Genomic DNA, 23,915 nt, shown 5'->3' on the forward strand with positions numbered 1-23,915 from the left:
CCCCCCCCCCCCCCCCCCCCCCCCCCCCCCCCCCCCCCCCCCCCCCCCCCCCCCCCCCCCCCCCCCCCCCCCCCCCCCCCCCCCCCCCCCCCCCGTCCGTTGACCCGGCACCGGCGCAGGTGCCCCCGCGCGGGCCGCCCGCCGACGGGTACCGGCAGACCCCGCCGTTCCCCCGCACTGTGACGTGTGGCACCATGCAGGCCATCCCACCGGCACCGCCCTCGCAGGAGACACTCCTCGTGCAGCCATCCGCCGTTCCGGAACTCGCGCACACCCGGACCCGGCCCATCCACTGGGTCGCCACCGCCACGGCCCTCGCGGGCGTCGTGGCGCTCTCCTCCGTCGTCCGGCCCGGCCCGGCCACGGCCGCCCAGCCCGCCCCCGCCACCCGCACCGGGCCCGCCGCCGCGGCGCCGGGCACCACCGGCGTCGACTTCCCCCTGGACTGCGGCCCGGTGAAAGCCGTGGTCGTCAAGAAGGCCACCGGCGACCTGGACGGCGACGGAAGGCCGGAAACCGTCGCCGTGGTCCACTGCGACGCCCCCATGGGCACCCCGCCCGACGGGGTCTACGTCCTCGCCCGGGGCACCGACGGCCGCACCGCACGCGTGGTCGCCACCCTGGTCCGGCCCAAGGAGCGCCTCACCGTCACGGAATTCGCCATCCGCGAGCGCGGCGTTTCGGCCACCCTGCTCGGCTACTCCTCGGACGCCGTGCCCAGTTGCTGCCCCGACACGCGCACCCCGGCCAGCTGGCGGTGGAACGGGAACGCCTTCCTCCGCTCCACCCCGGCCGGGGCGCACAGCGTCTGAGCCGGACTCACTCCGCCTCGGGGCCGTACACCTCGACCCTGTCCGAAACCCGGCGGACGTGGATGCACTCGCCGGGACACTCCTTCGCGGAGTCCACCACGTCCGTCAGCAACGGCAGCGGCACCGGCACGGTCGCCCCCGGGGCCTGGAGCAGTTCGTCGTCCGCGCCCTTCACATACGCGAGTCCGTCGATGTCCAGCTCGAACACCTCCGGGGCGTACTGGGCGCAGATCCCGTCGCCGGTACACAGGTCCTGGTCGATCCAGACCTCCAGCGCCTCGCCGCCCGGGGCCTCCTGCTGCACGGTCATCTCTCCTGCCTTCGGTTCGCCGGACGTCCCGGCGCCCGAGGGCCGGCCGGGTCCGCACCAGCGGTCGTTGAACACCCCCGACCCTACCTCCGCCCGGTTCCCGGCCATCGGGCACCGTTCGGGGTTTCCGGCCCGTTCCGCCCGGGTACCAGCGCCGGACCGGGAGAGGCAGGCACCGGCGGCGGGACCGATCGTCCCCAGCCGCCACGGCAGTGACACCGTCCGTCTGAGACATCGCTCTGCGTGATGATCGTACGAGCGCTCCGAGTGCTGCCCGCGTCCCGGCCGCATGGTCCCCGTACGAACAACTCCGGCCAGTCACGAAGGGTTTCGACCAGAGCATGGATGGAACAAGCTGCTTTCCCCTCACGTTGAGTGGGTATCCCCTCCGTGCGAGGGAGTGTGCAGCGGGTGACCGACGACACACCTTGACAGTCTTTGTGATCTAGGGGTTTCAATCGACACCCACCCAGGTAGGGTCTGGAAGCGTCCAGCTCCCCTTGGAGGAGGTGAGGACCGTGGCAGCCCACGACGACGACATGAACCGCGGCATCCGCCCGGGACGCGGGTCCGACGACCCGGCCGGGCAGATCGCCTACCTTGAGCAGGAGATCGCCGTCCTGCGCCGCAAGCTCGCCGACTCTCCGCGTCACACGAGGATTCTCGAAGAGCGGATCGTCGAGCTGCAGACCAACCTGGCCGGCGTGTCCGCCCAGAACGAGCGGCTGGCCAACACCCTGCGCGAGGCCCGCGACCAGATCGTGGCCCTCAAGGAGGAGGTCGACCGGCTCGCCCAGCCGCCGGCCGGCTTCGGTGTCTTCCTGCAAGCCAACGAGGACGGCACCGCCGACATCTTCACCGGCGGCCGCAAACTCCGGGTGAACGTCAGCCCCAGCGTCGAACTCGACGTACTGAGGCGCGGCCAGGAGGTCATGCTCAACGAAGCGCTCAACGTGGTCGAGGCCATGGAGTTCGAGCGCGTCGGCGACATCGTCACCCTCAAGGAGATCCTCGAGGACGGCGAGCGCGCCCTCGTACTGGGGCACACCGACGAGGAGCGGGTGGTCCGGCTCGCCGAACCACTGCTCGGCACCACCATCCGCGCCGGTGACGCCCTTCTGCTCGAACCCCGCTCCGGCTACGTCTACGAGGTCGTGCCCAAGAGCGAGGTCGAGGAACTGGTCCTCGAAGAGGTCCCCGACATCGGCTACGAGCAGATCGGCGGCCTCGGCAACCAGATCGAGGCCATCCGCGACGCGGTCGAGCTGCCGTACCTGTACCCCGACCTGTTCAAGGAGCACGAGCTGCGCCCGCCCAAGGGCGTCCTGCTCTACGGTCCGCCCGGCTGCGGCAAGACGCTCATCGCCAAGGCCGTCGCGAACTCGCTCGCCAAGAAGGTCGCCGAGGTCACCGGCCAGGCGGCCGGCAAGAGCTTCTTCCTGAACATCAAGGGCCCCGAGCTGCTCAACAAGTACGTCGGCGAGACCGAGCGGCAGATCCGCCTGGTCTTCCAGCGGGCCCGCGAGAAGGCCAGCGAGGGCACCCCCGTCATCGTCTTCTTCGACGAGATGGAATCCCTCTTCCGCACCCGGGGCTCCGGTGTCAGCTCGGACGTGGAGAACACCATCGTCCCCCAGCTGCTCGCCGAGATCGACGGTGTCGAGGGCCTGCAGAACGTGGTCGTCATCGGCGCCTCCAACCGCGAGGACATGATCGACCCGGCCATCCTGCGCCCCGGCCGGCTCGACGTGAAGATCAAGATCGAGCGTCCCGACGCCGAGGCCGCGAAGGACATCTTCGGCAAGTACCTCACCGAACGCCTCCCGCTGCACGCCGACGACCTCGCCGAACACGGCGGGGACAAGGGCGCCACGGTCCAGGGCATGATCCAGACCGCGGTCGAGCAGATGTACGCGGAATCCGAGGAGAACCGCTTCCTGGAAGTCACCTACGCCAACGGTGACAAGGAAGTCCTCTACTTCAAGGACTTCAACTCCGGCGCCATGATCGAGAACATCGTGGGCCGCGCCAAGAAGATGGCGATCAAGGACTTCCTGGAAAAGACCCAGAAGGGCCTCCGCGTCTCCCACCTCCTCCAGGCCTGCGTGGACGAGTTCAAGGAGAACGAGGACCTGCCCAACACCACCAACCCGGACGACTGGGCCCGCATCTCCGGAAAGAAGGGCGAACGGATCGTCTACATCCGTACCCTCATCACCGGAAAGCAGGGCGCGGACACCGGACGCTCCATCGACACGGTGGCGAACACCGGTCAGTACCTGTAACGGCAGGGCGGCTGCGGGTGCCCTCGACGGGTACCCGCAGCCGCCTGTTTTTCCGGCCACGACCGGAGCAGCCAATGACGCAAATGATCTCCCCACCAGCGCAAAGGCGTTCTAGGCTCGTACCTGCCGCCGAGTCGCGCCGTGCGGGGACGGGCACCGCACACGCACCGGAGCGCCAGCGCACTTGAGCGGCGCCCACGACCGAGGGTGCCGCCGGGCAAGGAGGGCCGCATGACCGTACGGCGAGTAATGGGCATCGAGACGGAGTACGGGATCTCCGTCCCCGGCCACCCCAACGCCAATGCCATGCTCACCTCGTCCCAGATCGTCAACGCCTACGCGGCGGCGATGCACCGGGCCCGCCGGGCCCGCTGGGACTTCGAGGAGGAGAACCCGCTGCGGGACGCGCGAGGCTTCGACCTCGCCCGTGAGGCCGCCGACTCCAGCCAGCTCACCGACGAGGACATCGGCCTGGCCAATGTGATCCTCACCAACGGCGCACGCCTGTACGTCGACCACGCCCACCCCGAATACAGCGCCCCCGAGGTCACCAACCCCCGCGACGCCGTCCTGTGGGACAAGGCCGGCGAGCGGATCATGGCCGAGGCCGCCGAGCGCGCCGCACAGCTCCCTGGTGCCCAGCCGATCCACCTCTACAAGAACAACACCGACAACAAGGGCGCCTCCTACGGCACGCACGAGAACTACCTGATGAAGCGGGAGACCCCCTTCTCGGACATCGTGCGCCACCTGACGCCCTTCTTCGTCTCCCGCCAGGTCTTCACCGGCGCCGGCCGCGTCGGCATCGGCCAGGACGGGCACGAACACGGCTTCCAGATCAGCCAGCGCGCGGACTATTTCGAGGTCGAGGTCGGCCTGGAGACCACGCTCAAGCGCCCCATCATCAACACCCGCGACGAGCCGCACGCGGACGCGGAGAAGTACCGCCGCCTGCATGTGATCATCGGCGACGCGAACCTCTCCGAGATCTCGACCTACCTGAAGCTGGGCACGACGGCCCTGGTCCTGTCCATGATCGAGGACGGCTTCATCGCCGTGGACCTCGCGGTGGACCAGCCCGTCCGCACCCTGCACCAGGTCTCCCACGACCCCTCCCTGAAGCGGCTGGTCACCCTCCGCAGCGGACGCACGCTCACCGCCGTCCAGCTGCAGATGGAGTACTTCGAACTGGCCCGCAAGTACGTCGAGGAGCGCTACGGCGCCGACGCCGACGACCAGACCAAGGACGTCCTCGGCCGCTGGGAGGACACCCTCACCCGGCTGGAGAACGACCCCATGAGCCTGGCCGGCGAACTGGACTGGGTCGCCAAGCGCGAGCTGATGGAGGGCTACCGCCGCCGCGACGACCTCGACTGGGACGCCGCCCGGCTGCACCTGGTCGACCTCCAGTACGCCGACGTACGCCCCGAGAAGGGCCTCTACAACCGTCTGGTGGCCCGCGGACGCATCAAGCGCCTCCTGGACGAGTCCGAGGTCGACAGGGCCCGCACGAAGCCGCCGGAGGACACGCGGGCGTACTTCCGCGGCCGCTGCCTGGAGCAGTACGCCGACGACGTCGCGGCCGCCTCCTGGGACTCGGTCATCTTCGACCTCCCGGGCCGCGACTCCCTCCAGCGGGTCCCAACCCTGGAACCACTACGCGGAACGCGAAATCACGTCAAGGAGCTCTTGGACCGCTGCCGGACGGCGGAAGACCTGGTCAGGGTCCTGTCCGGGAACTGAGCACGGTCAGCGGGCACTGGTACGGCCCGGGCGGGCGGGGTGGAAACCCCACCGCCCGGGAATCATCGAGACGGGCCCCGCACGTTGTGGAAACTGCGGGGCCGATGTCGGACCCGGCCTATAGGGTCTGATCATCACCGATCGGCAGGCGAACTGAGCGGGGTGAGGTTATGGCGACCAAGGACACCGGCGGCGGCCAGCAGAAGGCCACCCGGTCCACCGAGGAGGTCGAGGAGCAGGCGCAGGACGCGCAGGCTTCCGAGGACCTCAAGGAACGACACGAGAAGCTGTCGGACGACGTGGACTCGGTACTGGACGAGATCGACGACGTGCTTGAGGAAAACGCAGAGGACTTCGTGCGCTCCTTCGTGCAAAAAGGCGGAGAATAGAGGCGGAAGGGTCACTCTGCCTTCGGAATGAAGGTCGCGGGGGAGTCCGGTGGCTGAGGAGCCGAGCGCGAAGGAACGCGGGAAGTGCGGGCCGGGATCTGCCCCTCGCCTCCCTCGCCAGGGACAGGAACAGGCGTGACGGCCTCCAGATGCACTGCCGGGAGTGTGTGGCGCGGTACAGCGCCGCGCACTACCGGCGCCGCCGGGAAGCGGAGGGCAAGCCGGTCCGGGAGAAGGTGGATGTCCCGGCCGGGTACCAGCTCTGCCGGACGTGCGGGGAGGCCGGACCGCACAGCGAATGGCATCGCAACGCCTCCCAGGGGGCGTCTGCTGTATCTGTCCGGCCGCCGTGCCGACGCATGTGGATCACTGCCATCAGACGGGTAGGGTCCGTGGCGTACTGTGCTTCAGCTGCAATGCCGCACTGGGGCAGTTCAAGGATCAGCCCGAGGTCATGAGGCGGGCTGCTGCTTATGTGGAAGGAATCGCGTGGAAGCCAACACTCGTAGCACCGGGCGTCTACCAGCTGCCTTCCTGACGCCAGGATCCTCCTCGTTCATGGATTTCCTCGCCGGGCACCAGCCCGAGCTGCTGCCCGGCAACCGGCAGCTGCCGCCCACGCAGGGCGTCATCGAGGCACCGCACGGCACGACGATCGTGGCCGTGACGTTCCCCGGCGGGGTCGTGCTCGCCGGTGACCGCCGGGCCACGATGGGCAATGTGATCGCCCAGCGGGACATCGAGAAGGTGTTCCCGGCCGACGAGTACTCGGCGGTCGGCATCGCCGGCACCGCCGGCCTGGCCGTGGAGATGGTCAAGCTCTTCCAGCTGGAGCTGGAGCACTTCGAGAAGGTCGAGGGCGCCCAGCTGTCGCTGGAGGGCAAGGCGAACCGGCTGTCGACGATGATCCGTTCCAACCTCGGCATGGCCATGCAGGGCCTGGCCGTGGTCCCCCTGTTCGCGGGGTACGACGTGGACCGCGCGAAGGGGCGCATCTTCTCCTACGACGTCACGGGCGGCCGTTCCGAGGAGCACAACTTCGCGGCCACGGGTTCGGGCTCGGTCTTCGCCCGGGGCGCGATGAAGAAGCTGTTCCGGGCCGACCTGACCGAGGAGCAGGCCACCACACTGGTGGTGCAGGCCCTGTACGACGCGGCCGACGACGACTCGGCGACCGGTGGTCCCGATGTCGCCCGCCGGATCTACCCGATCATCACCGTGATCACCGAGGACGGCTACCGGCGGCTCACCGAGGAGGAATCCTCGCAGCTCGCCCGCGCGGTGCTGCAGAAGCGTCTGGAGGAGCCGGACGGCCCGAAGGCCGCTCTGCTCTGAGCGCGGGCCCGGTTCTTATCAAGGTGATCCAGTGACCATGACAGAAAGGGACGGATAACCGGTGTCGACGCCGTTCTATGTCTCACCCCAGCAGGCCATGGCCGACCGGGCGGAGTACGCCCGCAAGGGCATCGCCCGTGGCCGCAGCCTGGTCGTGCTGCAGTACGCCGACGGCATCGTGTTCGTCGGCGAGAACCCGTCCCGCGCGCTGCACAAGTTCAGCGAGATCTACGACCGAATCGGCTTCGCGGCGGCCGGCAAGTACAACGAGTACGAGAACCTGCGGATCGGCGGCGTGCGCTACGCCGACCTGCGCGGTTACACCTACGACCGCGACGACGTCACCGCGCGCGGCCTGGCCAACGTCTACGCGCAGACGCTGGGCACGATCTTCTCCTCGGCGGCCGAGAAGCCGTACGAGGTGGAGCTGGTGGTGGCCGAGGTCGGGGAGACCCCGGAGGGCGACCAGATCTACCGGCTGCCGCACGACGGCTCGATCGTGGACGAGCACGGCTCGGTCGCGGTGGGCGGCAACGCGGAGCAGATCAGCGGCTTCCTGGACCAGCGGCACCGCGACGGCATGAGCCTGGCGGAGGCCCTGAAGCTGGCGGTACAGGCGCTGTCGCGGGACACCAACGGCAGCGAGCGGGAGATCCCCGCCGAGCGGCTGGAGGTGGCGGTGCTGGACCGTACGCGTCCGCAGAAGCGGAAGTTCAAGCGGATCGTCGGCCGGCAGCTGGACCGGTTGCTCGCGGTGGACGGCGCGAGCACGGAGGCGGAGAGCTCCGCGGAGGAGGGCTCCGAGGAGGACTGATCCTCCTTCCTAGCACGACGGAGAACGCCCCGGCCCGGCATGGGCCGGGGCGTCGCGCGTCCTAGGGGGTGCGGGACGGGGCGGTGGAGCCCCGGACGACGAGGTGGACGGGGATGTCCCCGCTCTCGGGCCGGCGGCCCTCCAGGACGGCCAGCAGGGCCCGCATGCCGCGTTCGCCGAACAGTTCGGCGTCCAGTCGCACCGTGGTCAGCTCGGGGTCGATGGCGGTGGCCAGGGCCAGGTCGTCGAGGCCGGTGACGGAGACGTCGTCGGGGATGCGCAGGCCGAGGCGGCGCAGGGCCTTGTAGGCGCCGGCGGCGAGTTTGTCGTCGTCGCAGACGATGGCGGTGGGCCGGGGTCCGGGCGCGGCGAGGGCGGCCTCGGTGGCGGTGAGGGCGCCGTCGATGGAGATCGGGGCGCGTGCGGTGCGGACCTCGGTGCCGGGGACGGCGGCCATGCGGGCGGCCAGTTCCGCCGCGCGGATCTCGAAGGTCCAGGAGGGCACGTCGGCGGCCAGGTGGAGCACGCGGCGGTGGCCGAGGCCGAGGAGGTGTGCGGCGACCTGGCGGACGCCGTCGGCGATGTCGAGGTTGACGGTGGCGGCGCCGAGGCTGCCGGCCGGGTCGCTGTCGAGCATGACGAGGGGGAGCTGGTCGCCGCGGATGGCGGTGAGGGCGTCGGCGGCCATGGAGGAGGCGATGACGCCGTCCAGGGCGGCCTGGGCGGAGGCGAAGGGATCGCGGGCGGGGCCGATGCCCTCGGGGGAGGGGTAGAGGACGACGCCGAAGCCGTGTGCGGCGGCCACGCGGGCGGCGCCGGTGTAGACGCCGGCGAAGAACTCGGTGGTGAGGGCGGGCACGACGAGCAGCACGGTGCGGGTGCGGCCGAGGCGGAGGTTGCGCGCGGCGAGGTTCGGGCGGTACCCCAGTTCGCGGGCGGCCTGGCGGACGCGTTCGGCGGTGGTCTCGGAGACCCGGCCGCGCCATTTGTCGCCCAGCACGAGGGAGACGGCCGCCTGGGAGACCCCGGCCGCGTGGGCGACGTCCCGGCTGGTCGGGCGCGTGCTGCTGCGTGCCACGGTGGGCGTGCTCCTTCGTGTGGACGTGCGAACAGCGCTCATGGTACGTATGAGGAGCGACGTTATACGTAACACTTGGAGGCGGGCATGGCCACGGGATACCTGGAGATCCTGAGGGCGAGGCATGCGCTGCGGCTGCTCGCCGGGACCCTGGTGGGCCGGCTGCCGAACGCGACGGCGGCCATCGCCCTCGTGCTCTTCGTCCGCGCCGAGGGCGGCAGCTACAGCCTGGCCGGTGCCCTCGCGGCCGTGTACGGCGTCGCCAACGCCGTCGGCCAGCCGGTGCTGGGCCGGCTCGTGGACCTGTACGGCCAGCCGCGCGTCCAGCTGCCCGCCGCCGTCGCCGCGGCCCTGGCGATGGGGGTCTTCGCGCTGTGCGGCACCGGTCCGCTGCCGCTGGCGTACGCGGCCGTCGCGGTGTCCGGCCTGTTCACCCCGCCGCTGGAGGGTGGTCTGCGCGCCCTGTGGCCGTCCGTGCTGCGCCGCGAGGAGCAGGTGCACACCGCGTACGCCATGGACGCCATCGCACAGGAGGTCATGTTCACCGTCGGCCCGCTGCTGGTGACCGTGTGTGTGTCCGTGTGGGACGAGCGGGCCGCCCTGCTGGTGCTGAACCTGCTGGGCGTCATGGGCGCCCTGTCGGTGGTCCTCTCGCCGCCCTCGCGCGCGTGGCGCTCGGCACCGCGTGAGGCGCACTGGCTGGGCGCGCTGCGCTCGCCCGGTCTGCTCGTGCTGCTCGCCGCGTTCCTGTTCGTCGGCATCGCGCTGGGCTCCATCACGGTCGCCGCGGTGTCGTACGCGGACGGCCACGGCGGCGACGCGGTCTACGGCTGGCTGATGGCGGGGCTCGGCCTCGGCGCGCTGGCCGGCGGCACGGTGTACGGCGCCCGCCGGTGGGCCGGCCCGCCCGAGCGGCGGCTGAGGGTCCTGGTGGCCCTGCTGGCGGTGTGTTACCTGCCGCTCACGCTGACGCCGGGCACGGTCCCCATGGTGCTGCTCAGCGTGGTCTCCGGCGTCTTCCTGGCGCCCTGCATCGCCTGTGCGTTCATCATCGTGGACCGGCACGCGCCGCGCGGCACGGTCACCGAGGCGTTCTCCTGGCTCGTGACGACGTTCACCGTGGGCGCGTCGGTGGGAACGGGCCTGGCGGGGCCGGTGGTGCAGGCCGGCGGAACCGTGTGGGGCTTCGGTCTGCCGAGCGTGGCCGGGGCGGTGTCGTTGCTGGTCCTGCTCGCCACCGGAGGGGTCCTCGCGGCTCCCGTGCGAGGCGGGGTCGTTGCGGCTTCATCGGAAAATGATCCAAATCGTGCCGCCGAACCCCGTTTCAGCTCGGGGGATCGGGCGTAATGTTCCTTCATGGACCGCCGCATTTTCGGGCTGGAGAACGAGTACGGCGTCACGTGCACGTTCAGGGGACAGCGCCGCCTGTCTCCTGACGAGGTGGCGCGATACCTCTTCCGCCGTGTCGTGTCATGGGGCCGCAGCAGCAACGTCTTTCTGCGAAACGGCGCCCGGCTCTATCTCGACGTGGGCTCGCATCCGGAATACGCCACCCCCGAATGTGACAACGTGATCGAACTGGTCACCCACGACAAGGCCGGCGAGCGCATTCTCGAAGGACTCCTGGTGGACGCGGAACGACGCCTGCACGAGGAGGGAATCGCGGGCGACGTCTACCTCTTCAAGAACAACACCGACTCGGCGGGCAACTCCTACGGCTGCCACGAGAACTACCTCGTGGCCCGGCACGGGGAGTTCTCCCGGCTCGCGGACATCCTCATCCCCTTCCTGGTCACCCGGCAGCTGCTGTGCGGCGCCGGCAAGGTACTGCAGACCCCGCGCGGGGCCGTCTACTGCGTCAGCCAGCGCGCGGAGCACATCTGGGAGGGCGTCTCCTCGGCGACGACCCGCTCCCGGCCCATCATCAACACCCGCGACGAACCGCACGCGGACGCCGAGCGCTACCGCCGGCTGCACGTCATCGTCGGCGACTCGAACATGTCCGAGACGACGATGCTGCTGAAGGTCGGCGCCACCGACCTGGTGCTGCGCATGATCGAGGCGGGCACGGTGATGCGCGACCTCACCCTGGAGAACCCGATCCGGGCGATCCGCGAGGTCAGCCACGACATCACCGGCCGGCGCAAGGTGCGCCTGGCCAGCGGCCGGGAGGCCTCCGCGCTGGAGGTGCAGCGCGAGTACTTCGACAAGGCGCTGGATTTCTGCGACCGCCGGGGCATCCGCACCGGGACGGTCGCGCGGGTCCTGGAGCTGTGGGGCCGCACGCTGGAGGCCATCGAGACCGAGGAACTGGACCGCGTCGAGACCGAGATCGACTGGGTCATGAAGTACAAGCTCATCGAGCGGTACCGGGCCAAGCACAACATGACGATGTCGCACCCGCGGGTCGCCCAGATAGACCTCGCCTACCACGACATCCACCGCCGTCGCGGCCTGTACTACCTGCTGGAGAAGAAGGGCCAAGCCGCCCGGATCTGCAACGACTTGAAGATCTTCGAGGGCAAGTCGGTCCCCCCGCAGACCACTCGGGCCCGGCTGCGCGGCGACTTCATCCGGCGGGCGCAGGAACAGCGCCGGGACTTCACGGTCGACTGGGTGCACCTGAAGCTCAACGACCAGGCGCAGCGCACCGTCCTGTGCAAGGACCCGTTCCGTTCGGTGGACGACCGGGTGGAGAAGCTGATCGCGGGCATGTAGCGGTACCGGGCGGGCCGTCCGTCCGGGCGTGACATGCCGCGCGCCACACGGGCGCCGTACGTTGTCCGTACGGCGCCCGTGTCAGTCGTAGAGTTGCGCGCACGTCCTCCGCAAGACCGACCGATTACGAGGCTCTTCCGTGCGCCGACGCTCGCTTCTCCTCGCCGCCGTACCCGCAGGACTCCTGACGCTCGCCGGCTGCGGTGACGACTCGTCCGACTCCGGTGAGACGGCTCCCTCGCCGTCGGACTCGGCGTCCTCCGCGCCCCCGCCGAAGATGGTGCAGGGGCCGCTGCCGGCGATCACGGCGGGCGAGAAGTTCGGCGAGAAGCCCACGGTCGCCAAGGGTCCGGGCGACCCGTCGAAGAACATCGCGGTCCGGACGCTGATCGCGGGCGGCGGCCGGACGGTCGCGGAGAACGACTTCGTCCGCGCGGACTACCTCGGCCAGATCTGGGACACCGGCAAGGTCTTCGACAACTCCTACGACCGCAAGCGCCCGCTGGTCATCCAGCTCGCCCGGGGCAGCATCGTCGACGGCTGGCGGTACGCCCTCCAGGGCAAGAAGGCCGGCTCGCGCGTGCAGATCGCCGTCCCGCCCGCCTGGGGCTACGGCAAGGACGGCAACCCCCAGGCGGGCATCAAGGGCACCGACACCCTGGTCTTCGTCATCGACGTGATCGAGTCCTTCAACTCCGCCAGCTCCGCCAAGGGCACAGCGGTCCCGCAGGACGACCCCGCCCTGCCGAAGGTGGGCACCAACACCGACGGCAAGCCGCCGAAGGTCACCGTGCCGAGGACGGACCCGCCGGAGAAGCTCGTGTCGGAGTACGTCCTGGAGGGCGACGGTCCCGAGCTGAAGGCGGACCAGACGGTGCTGTGCCAGTTCCAGGGCCTGGTCTGGGACGGCGGCAAGACCTTCGAGCGGACGTACGGCTCGAACCGGCTCAGCCAGTTCTCGCTGAAGCAAATGCGGGAGGTGGTCAAGGGCCTGGCCCAGGGACTGACCGGCAAGAAGGTGGGCAGCAGGGTCCTGGTCGTCGTCCCGCCGGAGCTGGGCTACGGCGACAACCCGCCGCAGGGCGGGGTCATCAAGAAGGGCTCCACCCTCGTGTTCACGGTGGACATCCTCGCGGCGATGTAGCCGGGGCCCGTGGCGGGCGGGGGGCCGGCGGGGATGAAAGACTGTCCGCGATTCATGCCGTACACACGCAGGAGCTTTTGACGTGAACATCGAGAAGCCCGAGATCGACTTCCCTGAGGGCGCGCCTCCGGCGGACCTTGAGATCAAGGACATCTGGGAGGGCGACGGTCCGGTCGCGCAGGCGGGCCAGACGGTCACCGTCCACTACGTGGGCGTCGCCTTCAGCACCGGCGAGGAGTTCGACGCCAGCTGGAACCGCAACTCCCCGTTCCGCTTCCCGCTGGGCGCCGGCCGGGTCATCGCGGGCTGGGACCGCGGCGTGCAGGGCATGAAGGTCGGCGGCCGCCGCCAGCTGACCATCCCGGCCCACCTCGCCTACGGCGACCAGAGCCCGACCCCGGCGATCAAGCCCGGCGAGACGCTCATCTTCGTGGTGGACCTCCTCGGCGTCTGATCCCCGCCAGGGCGTCCGGACCTGACCGGACGTGATCACCTGGGGCCCATGCCCGTCCGGGCATGGGCCCTCGGCTTTTGCCCGCGCCCCGCGGGGCGGTACGGTCATCGGTCGGAAGCACCATAGGGAAGCGAAGGGCGTCGATGGCCATTGCCAAGGCCGAGCGGCTGATGAACCTCGCGCTGTGTCTGCTCGGCGCGCGTCGGCCGCTCAGCAAGCGCGAGCTGCGCGAGTCCATCGAGGCCTACATGGAAGCGGGCTCCGACGACTCCTTCAACCGCATGTTCGAGCGGGACAAGGACGACCTGCGCGAGCTGGGGCTGGTCATCGAGACCGTCGAGAACCTCGACGGCGAGGTCGGCTATCTCGCCCGCCGCGACAGCAACCGCTTGCCCCCCATCACCCTGGACGCCGAGGAGGCCGCCGCCCTCGGCCTCGCCGCCAAGGTCTGGCAGCAGGCGCGGCTGGCCGGGGCGGCCAGCGGGGCCCTGCAGAAGCTGCGCGCCGCCGGCCTCCCCGAGGACGTCGATCCGTACGAGGCGCACGGCGCCCTGGAACCGCGCATCCCCGTGCACGAGGCCGCCTTCGAACCGCTGATGCTGGCCTGCCGCGACCGCCGCCCGGTCCTCTTCGACTACCGCAAGGCCAACGCCGCCCGCCCCGAGCCCCGGAACGTGGAGCCGTGGGCGCTGGAGTGCTGGCGCGGCCACTGGTACCTGGCGGGTTTCGACCGCGACCGGGGTGCCGAACGCGTCTTCCGGCTGTCCCGGATCACCGGCAAGGTCCGCTCCCGCGGCACGGGCTTCACCGCGCCGGTGCCGGACGTCGTCACCGTGCGCGAGACCGTCGCGAGCTGGGCCGGGGAGATCGCCGACCGCTCCGCGCTGATCCGGCTGCGTTCCGGCGCCGGTTACCCCCTTCGGGCGAAGGCCGTGAAGGTCCGGGAACTGGGTGACGGCTGGGACGAGTTGGAGATTCCGTACGGGCACGGTCTGGACGCCTGGCTGGTGGAGTTCGGGCCGGACGTGGTGGTCCTGGAGCCGGCCGAGCTGCGGGCCGATGTGGTGGACCGGCTGCGCGCCGTGGCCGAGGACTGAGGGGGAGCGGGACAGTGGCAGGCAAACCGGCCAGGACCGGCACCGCGATCGACCAGACGCGGCGGATGCTCTCCCTGGTGACGTATCTGCGCGAGCGCCCCGGCGCCCGGATCGCCGACGTCGCGCGCGCCTTCGGCATCAGCGAGGACGAGCTGGTCGCCGACCTCGATGTGCTGCCCATGTGCGGCACCAGCTTCCGCGGCGGCGATCTGCTGGACATCGACACCGACGGCGAGCGCATCTGGTGGCACAACCCGGCCGCGCTCGGCGAGGAGGCGGCCGAACCGCTCCGGCTGGCGGCCGACGAGGCCACCGCCCTGCTGGTCGCCGCCCGTGCCGTGGCCACCCTGCCCGGCCTGCGGGAGAGCGACCGCCAGGCCCTGCTGCGGGCCACCGCCAAGGTGGAGACCGCGGCCGGGGAGGCGGCCGGCGCCAGCTCCCGGCTGTCGGTGACGTTCGAGTCCGAGGGCGGTGTCTTCGCCGACGTCGACCGGGCGATCTCCGAGCGCCGCCGGCTGTGGATCCGCTACTACTCTCCGGCCCGCGACGAGGTCACCGAGCGCGAGATCGACCCCATCCGGCTGGTCAGCGTCGGCCACACCTATGTGGAGGCGTGGTGCCGCCGCTCCGAGGCCCGGCGCACCTTCCGGCTGGACCGGGTCGCCGAGATCAGGATCCTCGACGCGCCCTCGGCCCCGCCCGAGATAGAACTGCGCGACCTCTCCGAGGGCCTGGTGCAGCCGGCCGCCGAGGACCCGGAGGTCGTGGTCGAGGTCGGCCCCGGCGGTCGCTGGGTCGCCGAGTACTACCCGCACGACAGCGCCGAGGAACTGCCCGACGGCGGGCTGCGCATCACACTGCGCACCCCCGACCCGGCCTCGCTGCGCCGGCTGGCGCTGCGGCTCGGCCGCGACGGCCGGATCGCCTCGCCGCCCGAGCTGGCCGAGAGCGCCCGCCGGGCGGCCCGCGAGGCCCTGGCGGCGTACGACGTCCCCGCCGGCGCGGTGCCGGTGCCGTAGGCGACCGGGGCCGGGCGGCCCGCGGGACCGGGGCCGTACGGCCCTGACGGCGAACGACCAGGTGTGATCGGCTGCGACCAGAGGATTCGGCTGCACCAGAGGAACGACCAGAGGAAGCCAGGGGAAGAGGGAGCGAGGGCCTGTGAGCGAGTCTCCGGAATCCGGTGCGGATGAGATGACGGTGGCGACCGCCTTCGCGGGGATGAGGAGGGTGGCCCCCGTGGTGTTCAAGGCCGGCTGCCCGGACTGCCGGGGCCGCTTCGAACTCGCCGCGAGCGCGCTGCGGCTCGCCATCGGCGCCAGCAGCAGGACGACGTTCTACTCCTTCACCTGCCCCGACTGCGGCGCCGCGGTCCGCAAGCCGGCCGGGGAGCGGATCGTGGAACTCCTCACCGGCGGCGGGGTGCGGACCCTGCGCCTGCACTCCACGGTGTAGCGGGCGGCCGGTCACCGGCCCTCGCGACGCGGGGCGCGGACCGTGGTGGCGGACCGCGGCGGGGAACCGTCTAGTCTCGTCGTCATGTTCTGGCCGATGTTCGCCGTAGCCATGGGATTCCTGGGTCTTGCCGTGCTGGGGGTGCTCGCCGTCCGGGTGTTCGTGGCGGCCCGTCGCCTCGGACAGCAGGTGACGGACTCGGCACGCCGCATCAACCGGGCCGCCGAGGACCTGGAGCGGGCGACCGTGAGCGCGGCCCGCGCCGTGGACACGCTGTGAGCCGTGCCCGACGGTGGCCGTGAGACCAGCGATACAAGCGATTTGGGTCGCTTCGCCCTGTCATGCTGCCCTGCCGGACAGGTACCCTGCTGGTCGCGGTGCGGAGAACGAGGCCCGCACCGTGGACCGGGAGTACGCACGGGGATTGCCTCACGTTTACCCCTGAGCGTTACGATCGCTGCCAGCACGACCATCGGACACATGTCCGACTGGTCGGACAGCACCCCACCCAGCCGCCTCGGTGAGAAGGTAAAAATTCATGTTCGGTGGAAAAATCGGAGCTCCCGAGATCATTCTGATCCTCGTCGTCATCATTCTGCTGTTCGGCGCGAAGAAGCTTCCGGACATGGCCCGCTCGCTCGGCAAGTCCGCCCGCATCCTCAAGAGCGAGGCGAAGGCGATGAAGGAAGAGGGCAAGACCTCCACCCCGGCGTCCGGTACCACCGAGCAGTCCTCGGCCCAGCGCACCATCCAGGCGGCCCCCGGTGACGTGAACAGCTCCCGGCCGGTCAACGAGCCGACGGATTCCGCCCAGCGCTGACACAAGGCCGGAAAGCCCCGGCCTGCCGCACGAGATGAGGACGTGGGTTGCTCAAGCCTGCCCGCAAGAAGGAGAGAGATCCCGAGGGGCGGATGCCCCTCGCGGATCACCTTCGTGAGCTCCGCAACCGGCTCGCGAAGGCGATGCTGGCCATCGTCATCGTGACGATCGTCGCGGCCTTCTACTACAACGACATCATCAACTTCCTGACGGAGCCGATCCTCGATTCGGTCGGCTGTCCGGCGACCTTCGCGGAGCTGGCCAAGTCCAGTGGCAAGACCCAGTGCGCGGAGATCACGATCAACGGCCTGCTCGCGCCGTTCACGCTGGCCCTCCAGGTCTCGCTGATGGCCGGTGTCGTGGCCGCCTCGCCGATCTGGCTCTACCAGCTCTGGGCGTTCGTCGCGCCGGGTCTGCACCGGCACGAGAAGAAGTACGCCTACGCCTTCGTCTTCACCGGCGCCCCGCTGTTCTTCGGCGGTGCCTTCTTCGCGTACAAGCTGCTGCCGACCACGGCCAAGGTGCTGATCGACTTCACACCGAACGGCGACATCAAGAACCTGCTGCCGCTCGACGACCTGCTCCAGCTGGTCACCCGCATGGTGATCGTCTTCGGCCTCTCCTTCGAGCTGCCGCTGCTGCTGGTCATGCTCAACCTCACCGGAGTACTGACCGGCAAGCGGATGCTGAGCTGGTGGCGTGCCATGATCCTCGGCATCACGGTCTTCGCGGCCGTGGCCACCCCGAGCACCGACCCGCTGTCCATGCTGGCCCTGGCCGGGCCGATCTGGGTGCTGTACTTCGCGGCGGTCGCGTTCTCGCTCCTCAACGACAAGCGCCGGCGCCTTCGCGAGGCCGCGGGCCCCGACGACGACGAGGCCTCCGAGCTGGACCTCACGCCCGAGGAGATCGACGAGGTCGAGCCGGTCCCGGCCGCCCGCGCCCTGCCCGAGCAGACGAGCACCGACCGGGTCAACGGCTACGACGACGTGACCTGACCGGTCCGCCGGGCCCCGGCCCGCACCGAGCCGCCGCCGGACACGCTTGCCCCCGCCTCCTGGGATCCGCCAAGGGCGGGGGCATCCGTCTGTGCCGCCGCGGGCGTCGCACGGCCGGGGCGCGGTCCGCCGCCCGTCCGTCCGCGATCCGGATAATGATCGTCCTGTTGTCAGTGTGGCCCGGTACGCTCGAAAGTACGATGACAGAGGATCTCTCACCGGCCGAGCGGTACGCGGCAGCCCGCAGGCGGGCTGCCGAGCAGGCCACCGCGCTCGCCTCCTTCCGCGAGATGTACGACTTCGGCCTCGACCCCTTCCAGATCGAGGCCTGTCAGGCACTCGAAGCGGGCAAGGGCGTGCTGGTGGCCGCCCCCACCGGCTCGGGCAAGACGATCGTGGGCGAGTTCGCCGTCCACCTCGCCCTGCGGCAGGGCAAGAAGTGCTTCTACACGACACCCATCAAGGCGCTGTCGAACCAGAAGTACGCCGACCTGTGCCGTCGCTACGGCACCGAGAAGGTCGGCCTGCTCACCGGCGACAACAGTGTGAATTCGGACGCCCCGGTGGTCGTGATGACCACGGAGGTGCTGCGGAACATGCTCTACGCCGGCTCGCAGACCCTCCTCGGCCTCGGGTACGTGGTCATGGACGAGGTGCACTACCTCTCCGACCGCTTCCGCGGTGCGGTCTGGGAGGAAGTGATCATCCACCTCCCGGAGTCGGTGACCCTGGTCTCGCTCTCCGCGACCGTGTCCAACGCCGAGGAGTTCGGCGACTGGCTGGACACCGTCCGCGGCGACACCGAGGTGATCGTCTCCGAGCACCGCCCCGTGCCGCTGTTCCAGCACGTCCTCGCCGGCCGGCGGATGTACGACCTGTTCGAGGAGGGCGAGGGCCACAAGAAGGCCGTCAACCCCGACCTGGTCCGCCTGGCCCGCATGGAGGCCACCAGGCCGTCGTACCAGGACCGCAGGCGCGGCCGGGCGATGCGCGAGGCCGACCGGGAGCGGGAGCGCAGACAGCGCTCGCGGGTGTGGACGCCGGGCCGGCCCGAGGTCATCGAGCGCCTGGACTCCGAGGGCCTGCTGCCGGCCATCACCTTCATCTTCAGCCGCGCCGCCTGCGAGGCCGCCGTCCAGCAGTGCCTGTACGCGGGCCTCAGGCTCAACGACGAGGAGGCACGGGAACGGGTCCGCGCCCTGGTCGAGGAGCGCACCGCCCACATCGCCCACGAGGACCTGCACGTCCTCGGCTACTACGAATGGCTGGAGGGCCTGGAGCGGGGCATCGCCGCCCACCACGCGGGCATGCTGCCGACCTTCAAGGAGGTCGTGGAGGAGCTGTTCGTACGCGGCCTGGTCAAGGCGGTGTTCGCCACCGAGACCCTCGCGCTCGGCATCAACATGCCGGCCCGCTCGGTGGTGCTGGAGAAGCTCGTCAAGTGGAACGGCGAGCAGCACGCCGACATCACGCCCGGCGAGTACACCCAGCTCACCGGCCGGGCCGGCCGCCGGGGCATCGACGTCGAGGGCCACGCCGTGGTGCTGTGGCAGCGCGGGATGAGCCCCGAGCACCTGGCCGGTCTCGCGGGCACGCGCACGTACCCGCTGCGCTCCAGCTTCAAGCCGTCGTACAACATGGCGGTCAACCTGGTCGAGCAGTTCGGCCGGCACCGCTCGCGCGAGCTGCTGGAGACCTCCTTCGCGCAGTTCCAGGCGGACAAGTCGGTCGTCGGCATCTCCCGCCAGGTGCAGCGCAACGAGGAGGGCCTGGCCGGCTACAAGGCCTCCATGACCTGCCACCTCGGCGACTTCGACGAGTACGCGCGCCTGCGCCGGGAACTGAAGGACCGGGAGACCGAGCTGGCCCGGCAGGGCGCCTCCGAGCGCCGGGCGGAGGCCGCCGTCGCGCTGGAGAAGCTGAAGCCGGGCGACGTCATCCACGTGCCCACGGGCAAGTACGCGGGTCTCGCGCTGGTGCTGGACCCGGGCCTGCCCGCGGGCCGTTCCAACGGGCACCGCGGCTTCGACCACCACGACGGTCCGCGCCCGCTGGTGCTGACCGCCGAACGGCAGGTCAAGCGGCTGGCGACGATGGACTTCCCGGTGCCGGTGGAGCCGCTGGACCGGATGCGGATCCCGAAGTCCTTCAACCCGCGCTCGCCGCAGTCCCGCCGGGATCTCGCCTCCGCGCTGCGCACCAAGGCCGGGCACATCCCGCCGGAGCGGGCCCGCAAGAAGCGCTCGCAGGCCGCCGACGACCGCGAGATCGCGCGGCTGCGCACGGCGATCCGGGCGCACCCCTGCCACGGCTGCGACGACCGTGAGGACCACGCCCGCTGGGCCGAGCGCTACCACCGGCTGCTGCGGGACACCTCGCAGCTGGAGCGGCGCATCGAGGGGCGCACGAACACCATCGCGCGCACCTTCGACCGGATCGTGGCGCTGCTCACCGAGCTGGACTATCTGCGGGGCAACGAGGTCACCGAGCACGGCAAGCGGCTGGCGCGGCTGTACGGCGAACTGGACCTGCTGGCCAGCGAGTGCCTGCGGGAGCGCGTCTGGGAGGGGCTGGGCCCGGCCGAACTCGCCGCCTGCGTCTCGGCGCTGGTGTACGAGGCGCGGGCCGCGGACGACGCCATGGCGCCGAAGCTGCCTTCGGGCAAGGCCAAGGCGGCGCTCGGCGAGATGGTCCGGATCTGGGGCCGGCTCGACGCCCTGGAGGAGGACTTCCGGATCCGGCAGACCGAGGGCGTCGGCCAGCGCGAGCCGGACCTCGGCTTCGCCTGGGCCGCCTATATGTGGGCCTCCGGCAAGGGACTGGACGAGGTGCTGCGCGAGGCGGACATGCCGGCCGGTGACTTCGTGCGCTGGTGCAAGCAGGTCATCGACGTGCTCGGGCAGGTCTCGGCGGCCGCGCCCGCGGAGGGCTCGACCGTGGCCAAGGCCGCGCGCAAGGCCGTCGACCAGCTGTTGCGGGGCGTGGTGGCCTACTCGTCCGTGGGCTGAGCCGAGCCGGGAGCGCGAAGGCCGCTCGTCAGGGGAAACCGAGGCCGCACCTGTCCGGGTGCGGCCTCGCGTGCGTTTTCACTCGTTACGGTGAGTGACATTCGCACGCTCGTACGTCGATACTGTCTGTGTGCGAACAATGGCGGAACGTGCAAAGGGAGTCGAGCGTACTCCTGCCGCCGGATCGTTTTCAGGGGCTTGCCGAAGATGACACGACGTTGATCCGCTCGCACTAAGCTCGCCCGCGGCGCACCGAGTTGGGGCAATTCGTGCGCCTGTTCCCACATGAGAAGTGCGTCCCGACGGTTCCCCATACCTTCCCCCGCGAGCCCCGCCCGACACCCAGCCGATTCGTCACAGAAGGCATCCATGGTGAGTGTTCAGAAGCCTCCCGGCCGCCGCGAACGTCCCTATGCGCGCGTGCTGTTGCCGCCGACCATAGTGATGGCCGCCGCGGCGGGAGCCGCCGTCGCCCTGGTCCCGCCGCCGGCCCGGACGGCCGTCGGTGTCTGCGGGGCACTGGCCGTGCTGCTGGTCCTCGGCACGGCCGGGGAGGCCGCCCGGCGCGGCCGGCTGCTCCGCGAGGCCCAGGCCGAACACGCCCGCCACTCCGCCCGTCTGCATCAGCAGATCGCGCTCCACCACCACCTGATGGAGCGCTTCGCCAAGGATGTGCTGCCCCTCGGCTTCATCCGGCTGCGCCGCGGCGAGGCGCTCCGGGACACCGTGCGCTACGTCTTCGACGAGGACCCCCAACTGCACGGCCTGCCCGACGGCTACCGAGAACTGGTGCGCGTCGCGCTGACCGGCGCCGACCACGAGATCTCGATGCGCGACGCCACCGAGCGCTCCTATGTGAGCATCGCCCGTCGCGTCCAGGCCATCGTCCACCAGCAGGCGAAGGAACTGCGGGAGATGGAGGAGGACCACGGGCGAAACCCCGAGGTCTTCGACGACCTGCTGCGCATCGACCACGGCACCTCGCTGATCGGCCGCCTCGCCGACACCATCTCCGTCCTCGGCGGCGGCCGGCCGGGCCGCCAGTGGCCGCTGCCGGTCTCCCTGTACAGCACGCTGCGCGGCGCGATGTCCCGCATCCTGGAGTACCGCCGCATCGAACTGAGCTCCATCGTCAACATCAACATCAAGGGCACCGCGGTCGAGCCGGTCATCCACGCCGCCGCCGAACTCCTCGACAACGCCACCCGCTACTCACCGCCCACCACCAAGGTGCACGTCACCGCCTCCGAGGTGCAGGCCGGCATCGCCATCGAGATCGAGGACGCGGGCGTCAGCCTCAGCGAGGAGTCCCGCGCCCGGATCGAGAAGGCCATCGAGGACGCCAGGAACCTCGACGACGCGGACAACCTCGGCGAGAACCCGCGCCTCGGCCTCGCCGTCGTCGGCCGGCTCTGCAAGCAGTTCGACATGGAGGTCTCGCTGCGCTCCTCCGCCTACGGCGGTGTCCGCGCGATCCTCATCGTGCCGCGCGTCATGACGACCACCGAACCCGGTGTCGGCGTCGCCCACGGCATCGGCGCGACCGGCATCCCCAAGCCCGAACTGGGCGCCGTGGAAGGACCGAAGCGCCCGCCCAAGACCCGCCGGCCCACCAGCCCCAAGATCCCCGCCGGAATCTCCCTGGAGGACGACATTCCGGAGGTCACCGAGTGGACCGCGACCGGGCTGCCGCAGCGCCGCAGCCGGGTGAAGGTCCCGCTCAGCCAGCGGATCGCGGAGCAGGCCGCCATCGAGCGCGCCGAGCGCGAGGGCAGGCCCACCATCTGGTCCCGCACCCGGTCCGCACCGGAATTCGAGCCCGAGATCGACCCCGAGCGCCGCAAGCTCATGGACCGGCCGATCGGCTCCGGGATCGAGGCCTTCTGGAAGGGCCTCAGGGAAGGCATGCCCCCGGATGCCACCGGCCCCGAGCTGACCGACTTCACCCGTAACCCGACCAAGTACCTGCATCTGCTCAAAGATCCGGCCGAATACGCCCAGGGCGCCATCGGGGCCGACGACGAGGGGGACCTCAAGTGATCCAGCAGCGAGCGAACCTGGACTGGATGCTCAAGCAGCTCAACGACGGCGTACCGGGTATCGAGATGATCGTGGTGCTGTCCGCCGACGGACTGCGCATCGCCCGCTACGGCGGCGACCCCGACGCCGCCGACCGGGTGGCCGCCGCCTGCGCGGGCGTGCAGAGCCTGGCCGGCGCCATCATCCAGGAGCTGCCGGGCGCCGGCGACATGAAGCTCGTCGTCTTCGAGATCGAGGGCGGCTACTTCTACCTGATGAACGCCGGCCCCAACGCCTTCCTCGCCGTGCTCGCCGACGTCACCTGCGAACCGGGCCGGATGAGCGGCATGATGCGCGACCTCGTCGTCCGGATCGGCGCCCACCTCACCAGTCCGCCCCGGCGGAACGGGCAGACCGTATGACCCCTCCACGACGCAAACGGCGCCGGCCGCAGCACCAGCCGCTCCGGCCGCTGGCGGTCGCGAGACCGGCGGGCGGCGCGCAGAAACCCGGCAACCCCGAACGGCTCTACACCATCGCCGGATCGGCGGACGGCAAACGGGCCGAACTCGACCTGGTGACGCTGATCGTGGCCCGCTCCGCGCCCCCCTTGTCCGCCTCCCCCGAGGTGGCGGCGGTGCTCCGGCTGTGCACCGCCCCCCTGTCCATGGCCGAACTCTCGGCCTACCTCCAGCTGCCGTTCAGCGCGATGACCGTACTGATCACCGAGCTGATCCAGGCGGAACTGGTGCAGGCGCGCGCCCCGGTCATCCGGCAGGCGGCTTTCGACCGTTCACTCCTCGAAGCGGTGATGCATGGACTTCAAAGGCTCTGACACGATCCCCGGCCCGCGCACCGAGGATCATCTGCCGCACACGGCCCAGGCCGCGGCGAAGATCGTGATCGTGGGCGGATTCGGCGTCGGCAAGACCACCATGGTCGGCTCCGTCAGCGAGATCAGGCCGCTGACCACCGAGGAGACCATGACCCAGGCCGGCATCGGCGTGGACGACGACTACGGCTCCGACTCCAAGACGGCCACCACCGTGGCCATGGACTTCGGTCGCATCAGCATCACCGGCGAACTGGTGCTCTATCTCTTCGGCACCCCCGGCCAGGAGCGCTTCTGGTTCCTGTGGAACGGCCTGTTCGAGGGCGCCCTCGGCGCGGTCGTCCTGGTCGACACCCGGCGCCTGGAGGTCAGCTTCGACGTCATGGGCCGGCTGGAGGAACGCGGCGTGCCCTTCGTCGTCGCCGTCAACTCCTTCCCCGACGCCCCTCGTTACCCGGTCGAGGAGCTGCGCTCCGCACTGGACCTGGGCCCGGAGATCCCGATCATCGAGTGCGATGCGCGCCGCCGGGCCTCCAGCAAGGACGTGCTGCTGACCCTCACCCGCTTCCTGCACTCCCTCGCCCTGTCCGGCGCCCTCACCTGA

The 23,915-nt window shown here is 70.5% G+C and carries 24 protein-coding genes; 22 read left to right on the forward strand and 2 right to left on the reverse strand.

The features are described 5' to 3' along the window. Positions 1-239 precede the first annotated feature (239 nt). Positions 240-812 (forward strand): hypothetical protein, encoded by a 573-nt coding sequence (locus ACZ4W9_RS15085; protein ID WP_467935730.1) that lies wholly within the window; start codon positions 240-242, stop codon positions 810-812. Positions 813-819: 7 nt separating this feature from the next. Here the strand turns inward: ACZ4W9_RS15085 and ACZ4W9_RS15090 are convergent, their stop codons facing one another. Further along, positions 820-1,122, reverse strand: coding sequence for a ferredoxin (locus tag ACZ4W9_RS15090; protein WP_467935731.1), 303 nt, complete (start codon positions 1,120-1,122; stop codon positions 820-822). A 518-nt stretch (positions 1,123-1,640) separates the two neighbouring features. On the opposite strand from ACZ4W9_RS15090, the gene arc reads away from it, so the two are divergent. The 6 genes from arc (at position 1,641) to prcA (ending at position 7,688) form a co-directional block, all read left to right on the forward strand. Further along, entirely contained in the window at positions 1,641-3,407 is a 1,767-nt protein-coding gene (gene arc, locus ACZ4W9_RS15095; RefSeq protein WP_467935733.1) for a proteasome ATPase, read from the forward strand. 231 nt (positions 3,408-3,638) lie between these two features. Further along, the gene (gene dop, locus ACZ4W9_RS15100; RefSeq protein WP_467935734.1) at positions 3,639-5,150 is read left to right on the forward strand and encodes a depupylase/deamidase Dop; all 1,512 of its coding nucleotides are present in this window, start codon (positions 3,639-3,641) and stop codon (positions 5,148-5,150) included. Between the two features lie 170 nt (positions 5,151-5,320). Then, complete coding sequence (locus ACZ4W9_RS15105) at positions 5,321-5,539, forward strand: ubiquitin-like protein Pup (RefSeq protein WP_020939002.1); 219 nt, start codon at positions 5,321-5,323, stop codon at positions 5,537-5,539. 298 nt (positions 5,540-5,837) lie between these two features. Continuing rightward, a complete protein-coding gene (locus tag ACZ4W9_RS15110; protein ID WP_467935735.1) occupies positions 5,838-6,077 on the forward strand; it encodes an endonuclease VII domain-containing protein in 240 nt (79 codons plus the stop codon). Then, positions 6,029-6,874, forward strand: coding sequence for a proteasome subunit beta (prcB, locus tag ACZ4W9_RS15115; RefSeq protein ID WP_467935737.1), 846 nt, complete (start codon positions 6,029-6,031; stop codon positions 6,872-6,874). The genes ACZ4W9_RS15110 and prcB overlap by 49 nt, the downstream gene beginning before the upstream one ends. A 61-nt stretch (positions 6,875-6,935) precedes the next feature. Beyond that, positions 6,936-7,688 (forward strand): proteasome subunit alpha, encoded by a 753-nt coding sequence (gene prcA, locus ACZ4W9_RS15120; RefSeq protein ID WP_467935739.1) that lies wholly within the window; start codon positions 6,936-6,938, stop codon positions 7,686-7,688. A gap of 61 nt (positions 7,689-7,749) precedes the next feature. Here prcA and ACZ4W9_RS15125 read toward each other — a convergent pair whose 3' ends face one another. Then, complete coding sequence (locus ACZ4W9_RS15125) at positions 7,750-8,766, reverse strand: LacI family DNA-binding transcriptional regulator (protein ID WP_467935741.1); 1,017 nt, start codon at positions 8,764-8,766, stop codon at positions 7,750-7,752. Between the two features lie 87 nt (positions 8,767-8,853). On the opposite strand from ACZ4W9_RS15125, the gene ACZ4W9_RS15130 reads away from it, so the two are divergent. The 15 genes from ACZ4W9_RS15130 (at position 8,854) to ACZ4W9_RS15200 (ending at position 23,915) form a co-directional block, all read left to right on the forward strand. Next, positions 8,854-10,113, forward strand: a complete 1,260-nt coding sequence (locus ACZ4W9_RS15130; RefSeq protein WP_467935742.1) for an MFS transporter — start codon at positions 8,854-8,856, stop codon at positions 10,111-10,113. A 9-nt stretch (positions 10,114-10,122) separates the two neighbouring features. Beyond that, positions 10,123-11,484 carry a Pup--protein ligase gene (pafA, locus tag ACZ4W9_RS15135; RefSeq protein WP_467935744.1) on the forward strand — a complete coding sequence of 454 codons (1,362 nt, stop codon included), beginning with the start codon at positions 10,123-10,125 and terminating at the stop codon, positions 11,482-11,484. A 139-nt stretch (positions 11,485-11,623) separates the two neighbouring features. After that, complete coding sequence (locus tag ACZ4W9_RS15140) at positions 11,624-12,628, forward strand: FKBP-type peptidyl-prolyl cis-trans isomerase (RefSeq protein ID WP_467935745.1); 1,005 nt, start codon at positions 11,624-11,626, stop codon at positions 12,626-12,628. An 82-nt stretch (positions 12,629-12,710) separates the two neighbouring features. Further along, positions 12,711-13,082 (forward strand): FKBP-type peptidyl-prolyl cis-trans isomerase, encoded by a 372-nt coding sequence (locus ACZ4W9_RS15145; protein WP_358689416.1) that lies wholly within the window; start codon positions 12,711-12,713, stop codon positions 13,080-13,082. A gap of 143 nt (positions 13,083-13,225) precedes the next feature. Then, positions 13,226-14,179: a helix-turn-helix transcriptional regulator gene (locus tag ACZ4W9_RS15150; RefSeq protein WP_467935746.1), complete on the forward strand. Its 954-nt coding sequence runs from the start codon at positions 13,226-13,228 to the stop codon at positions 14,177-14,179. Between the two features lie 14 nt (positions 14,180-14,193). Then, positions 14,194-15,198 carry a helix-turn-helix transcriptional regulator gene (locus ACZ4W9_RS15155; protein ID WP_467935748.1) on the forward strand — a complete coding sequence of 335 codons (1,005 nt, stop codon included), beginning with the start codon at positions 14,194-14,196 and terminating at the stop codon, positions 15,196-15,198. Between the two features lie 175 nt (positions 15,199-15,373). Continuing rightward, complete coding sequence (locus ACZ4W9_RS15160; protein WP_037654916.1) at positions 15,374-15,634, forward strand: hypothetical protein; 261 nt, start codon at positions 15,374-15,376, stop codon at positions 15,632-15,634. Between the two features lie 84 nt (positions 15,635-15,718). Then, entirely contained in the window at positions 15,719-15,913 is a 195-nt protein-coding gene (locus ACZ4W9_RS15165; protein WP_030781300.1) for a hypothetical protein, read from the forward strand. A gap of 259 nt (positions 15,914-16,172) precedes the next feature. Beyond that, positions 16,173-16,454, forward strand: coding sequence for a Sec-independent protein translocase subunit TatA (gene tatA / locus ACZ4W9_RS15170; protein WP_467935749.1), 282 nt, complete (start codon positions 16,173-16,175; stop codon positions 16,452-16,454). Between the two features lie 47 nt (positions 16,455-16,501). Next, positions 16,502-17,452 (forward strand): twin-arginine translocase subunit TatC, encoded by a 951-nt coding sequence (tatC, locus tag ACZ4W9_RS15175; protein WP_467935750.1) that lies wholly within the window; start codon positions 16,502-16,504, stop codon positions 17,450-17,452. 155 nt (positions 17,453-17,607) lie between these two features. Further along, positions 17,608-20,460: a DEAD/DEAH box helicase gene (locus ACZ4W9_RS15180; protein WP_467935752.1), complete on the forward strand. Its 2,853-nt coding sequence runs from the start codon at positions 17,608-17,610 to the stop codon at positions 20,458-20,460. Positions 20,461-20,829: 369 nt separating this feature from the next. Further along, the gene (locus ACZ4W9_RS15185) at positions 20,830-22,500 is read left to right on the forward strand and encodes an ATP-binding protein (RefSeq protein WP_467935753.1); all 1,671 of its coding nucleotides are present in this window, start codon (positions 20,830-20,832) and stop codon (positions 22,498-22,500) included. Next, entirely contained in the window at positions 22,497-22,901 is a 405-nt protein-coding gene (locus ACZ4W9_RS15190; RefSeq protein WP_467935754.1) for a roadblock/LC7 domain-containing protein, read from the forward strand. Before ACZ4W9_RS15185 ends, ACZ4W9_RS15190 begins: the two co-directional genes overlap by 4 nt. Next, positions 22,898-23,314, forward strand: coding sequence for a DUF742 domain-containing protein (locus ACZ4W9_RS15195; protein ID WP_467935755.1), 417 nt, complete (start codon positions 22,898-22,900; stop codon positions 23,312-23,314). The genes ACZ4W9_RS15190 and ACZ4W9_RS15195 overlap by 4 nt, the downstream gene beginning before the upstream one ends. Further along, complete coding sequence (locus ACZ4W9_RS15200; RefSeq protein WP_467935757.1) at positions 23,295-23,915, forward strand: GTP-binding protein; 621 nt, start codon at positions 23,295-23,297, stop codon at positions 23,913-23,915. The genes ACZ4W9_RS15195 and ACZ4W9_RS15200 overlap by 20 nt, the downstream gene beginning before the upstream one ends.

It is taken from the genome of Streptomyces sp. NPDC029296 (assembly GCF_055569255.1).

What these genes read in the sequence shown, in the direction of transcription:
- ACZ4W9_RS15185 (WP_467935753.1), top strand. Translation starts at nt 20,830, where the DNA reads ATGGTGAGTGTTCAGAAGCCTCCCGGCCGCCGCGAACGTCCCTATGCG.
- dop (WP_467935734.1), top strand. Translation starts at nt 3,639, where the DNA reads ATGACCGTACGGCGAGTAATGGGCATCGAGACGGAGTACGGGATCTCC.
- pafA (WP_467935744.1), top strand. Translation starts at nt 10,123, where the DNA reads ATGGACCGCCGCATTTTCGGGCTGGAGAACGAGTACGGCGTCACGTGC.
- ACZ4W9_RS15200 (WP_467935757.1), top strand. Translation starts at nt 23,295, where the DNA reads ATGGACTTCAAAGGCTCTGACACGATCCCCGGCCCGCGCACCGAGGAT.
- ACZ4W9_RS15195 (WP_467935755.1), top strand. Translation starts at nt 22,898, where the DNA reads ATGACCCCTCCACGACGCAAACGGCGCCGGCCGCAGCACCAGCCGCTC.
- tatA (WP_467935749.1), top strand. Translation starts at nt 16,173, where the DNA reads ATGTTCGGTGGAAAAATCGGAGCTCCCGAGATCATTCTGATCCTCGTC.
- ACZ4W9_RS15090 (WP_467935731.1), bottom strand. Translation starts at nt 1,122, where the DNA reads ATGACCGTGCAGCAGGAGGCCCCGGGCGGCGAGGCGCTGGAGGTCTGG.
- ACZ4W9_RS15110 (WP_467935735.1), top strand. Translation starts at nt 5,838, where the DNA reads ATGGCATCGCAACGCCTCCCAGGGGGCGTCTGCTGTATCTGTCCGGCC.
- ACZ4W9_RS15180 (WP_467935752.1), top strand. Translation starts at nt 17,608, where the DNA reads ATGATCGTCCTGTTGTCAGTGTGGCCCGGTACGCTCGAAAGTACGATG.
- ACZ4W9_RS15160 (WP_037654916.1), top strand. Translation starts at nt 15,374, where the DNA reads ATGACGGTGGCGACCGCCTTCGCGGGGATGAGGAGGGTGGCCCCCGTG.
- ACZ4W9_RS15150 (WP_467935746.1), top strand. Translation starts at nt 13,226, where the DNA reads ATGGCCATTGCCAAGGCCGAGCGGCTGATGAACCTCGCGCTGTGTCTG.
- ACZ4W9_RS15130 (WP_467935742.1), top strand. Translation starts at nt 8,854, where the DNA reads ATGGCCACGGGATACCTGGAGATCCTGAGGGCGAGGCATGCGCTGCGG.
- ACZ4W9_RS15165 (WP_030781300.1), top strand. Translation starts at nt 15,719, where the DNA reads ATGTTCTGGCCGATGTTCGCCGTAGCCATGGGATTCCTGGGTCTTGCC.
- ACZ4W9_RS15105 (WP_020939002.1), top strand. Translation starts at nt 5,321, where the DNA reads ATGGCGACCAAGGACACCGGCGGCGGCCAGCAGAAGGCCACCCGGTCC.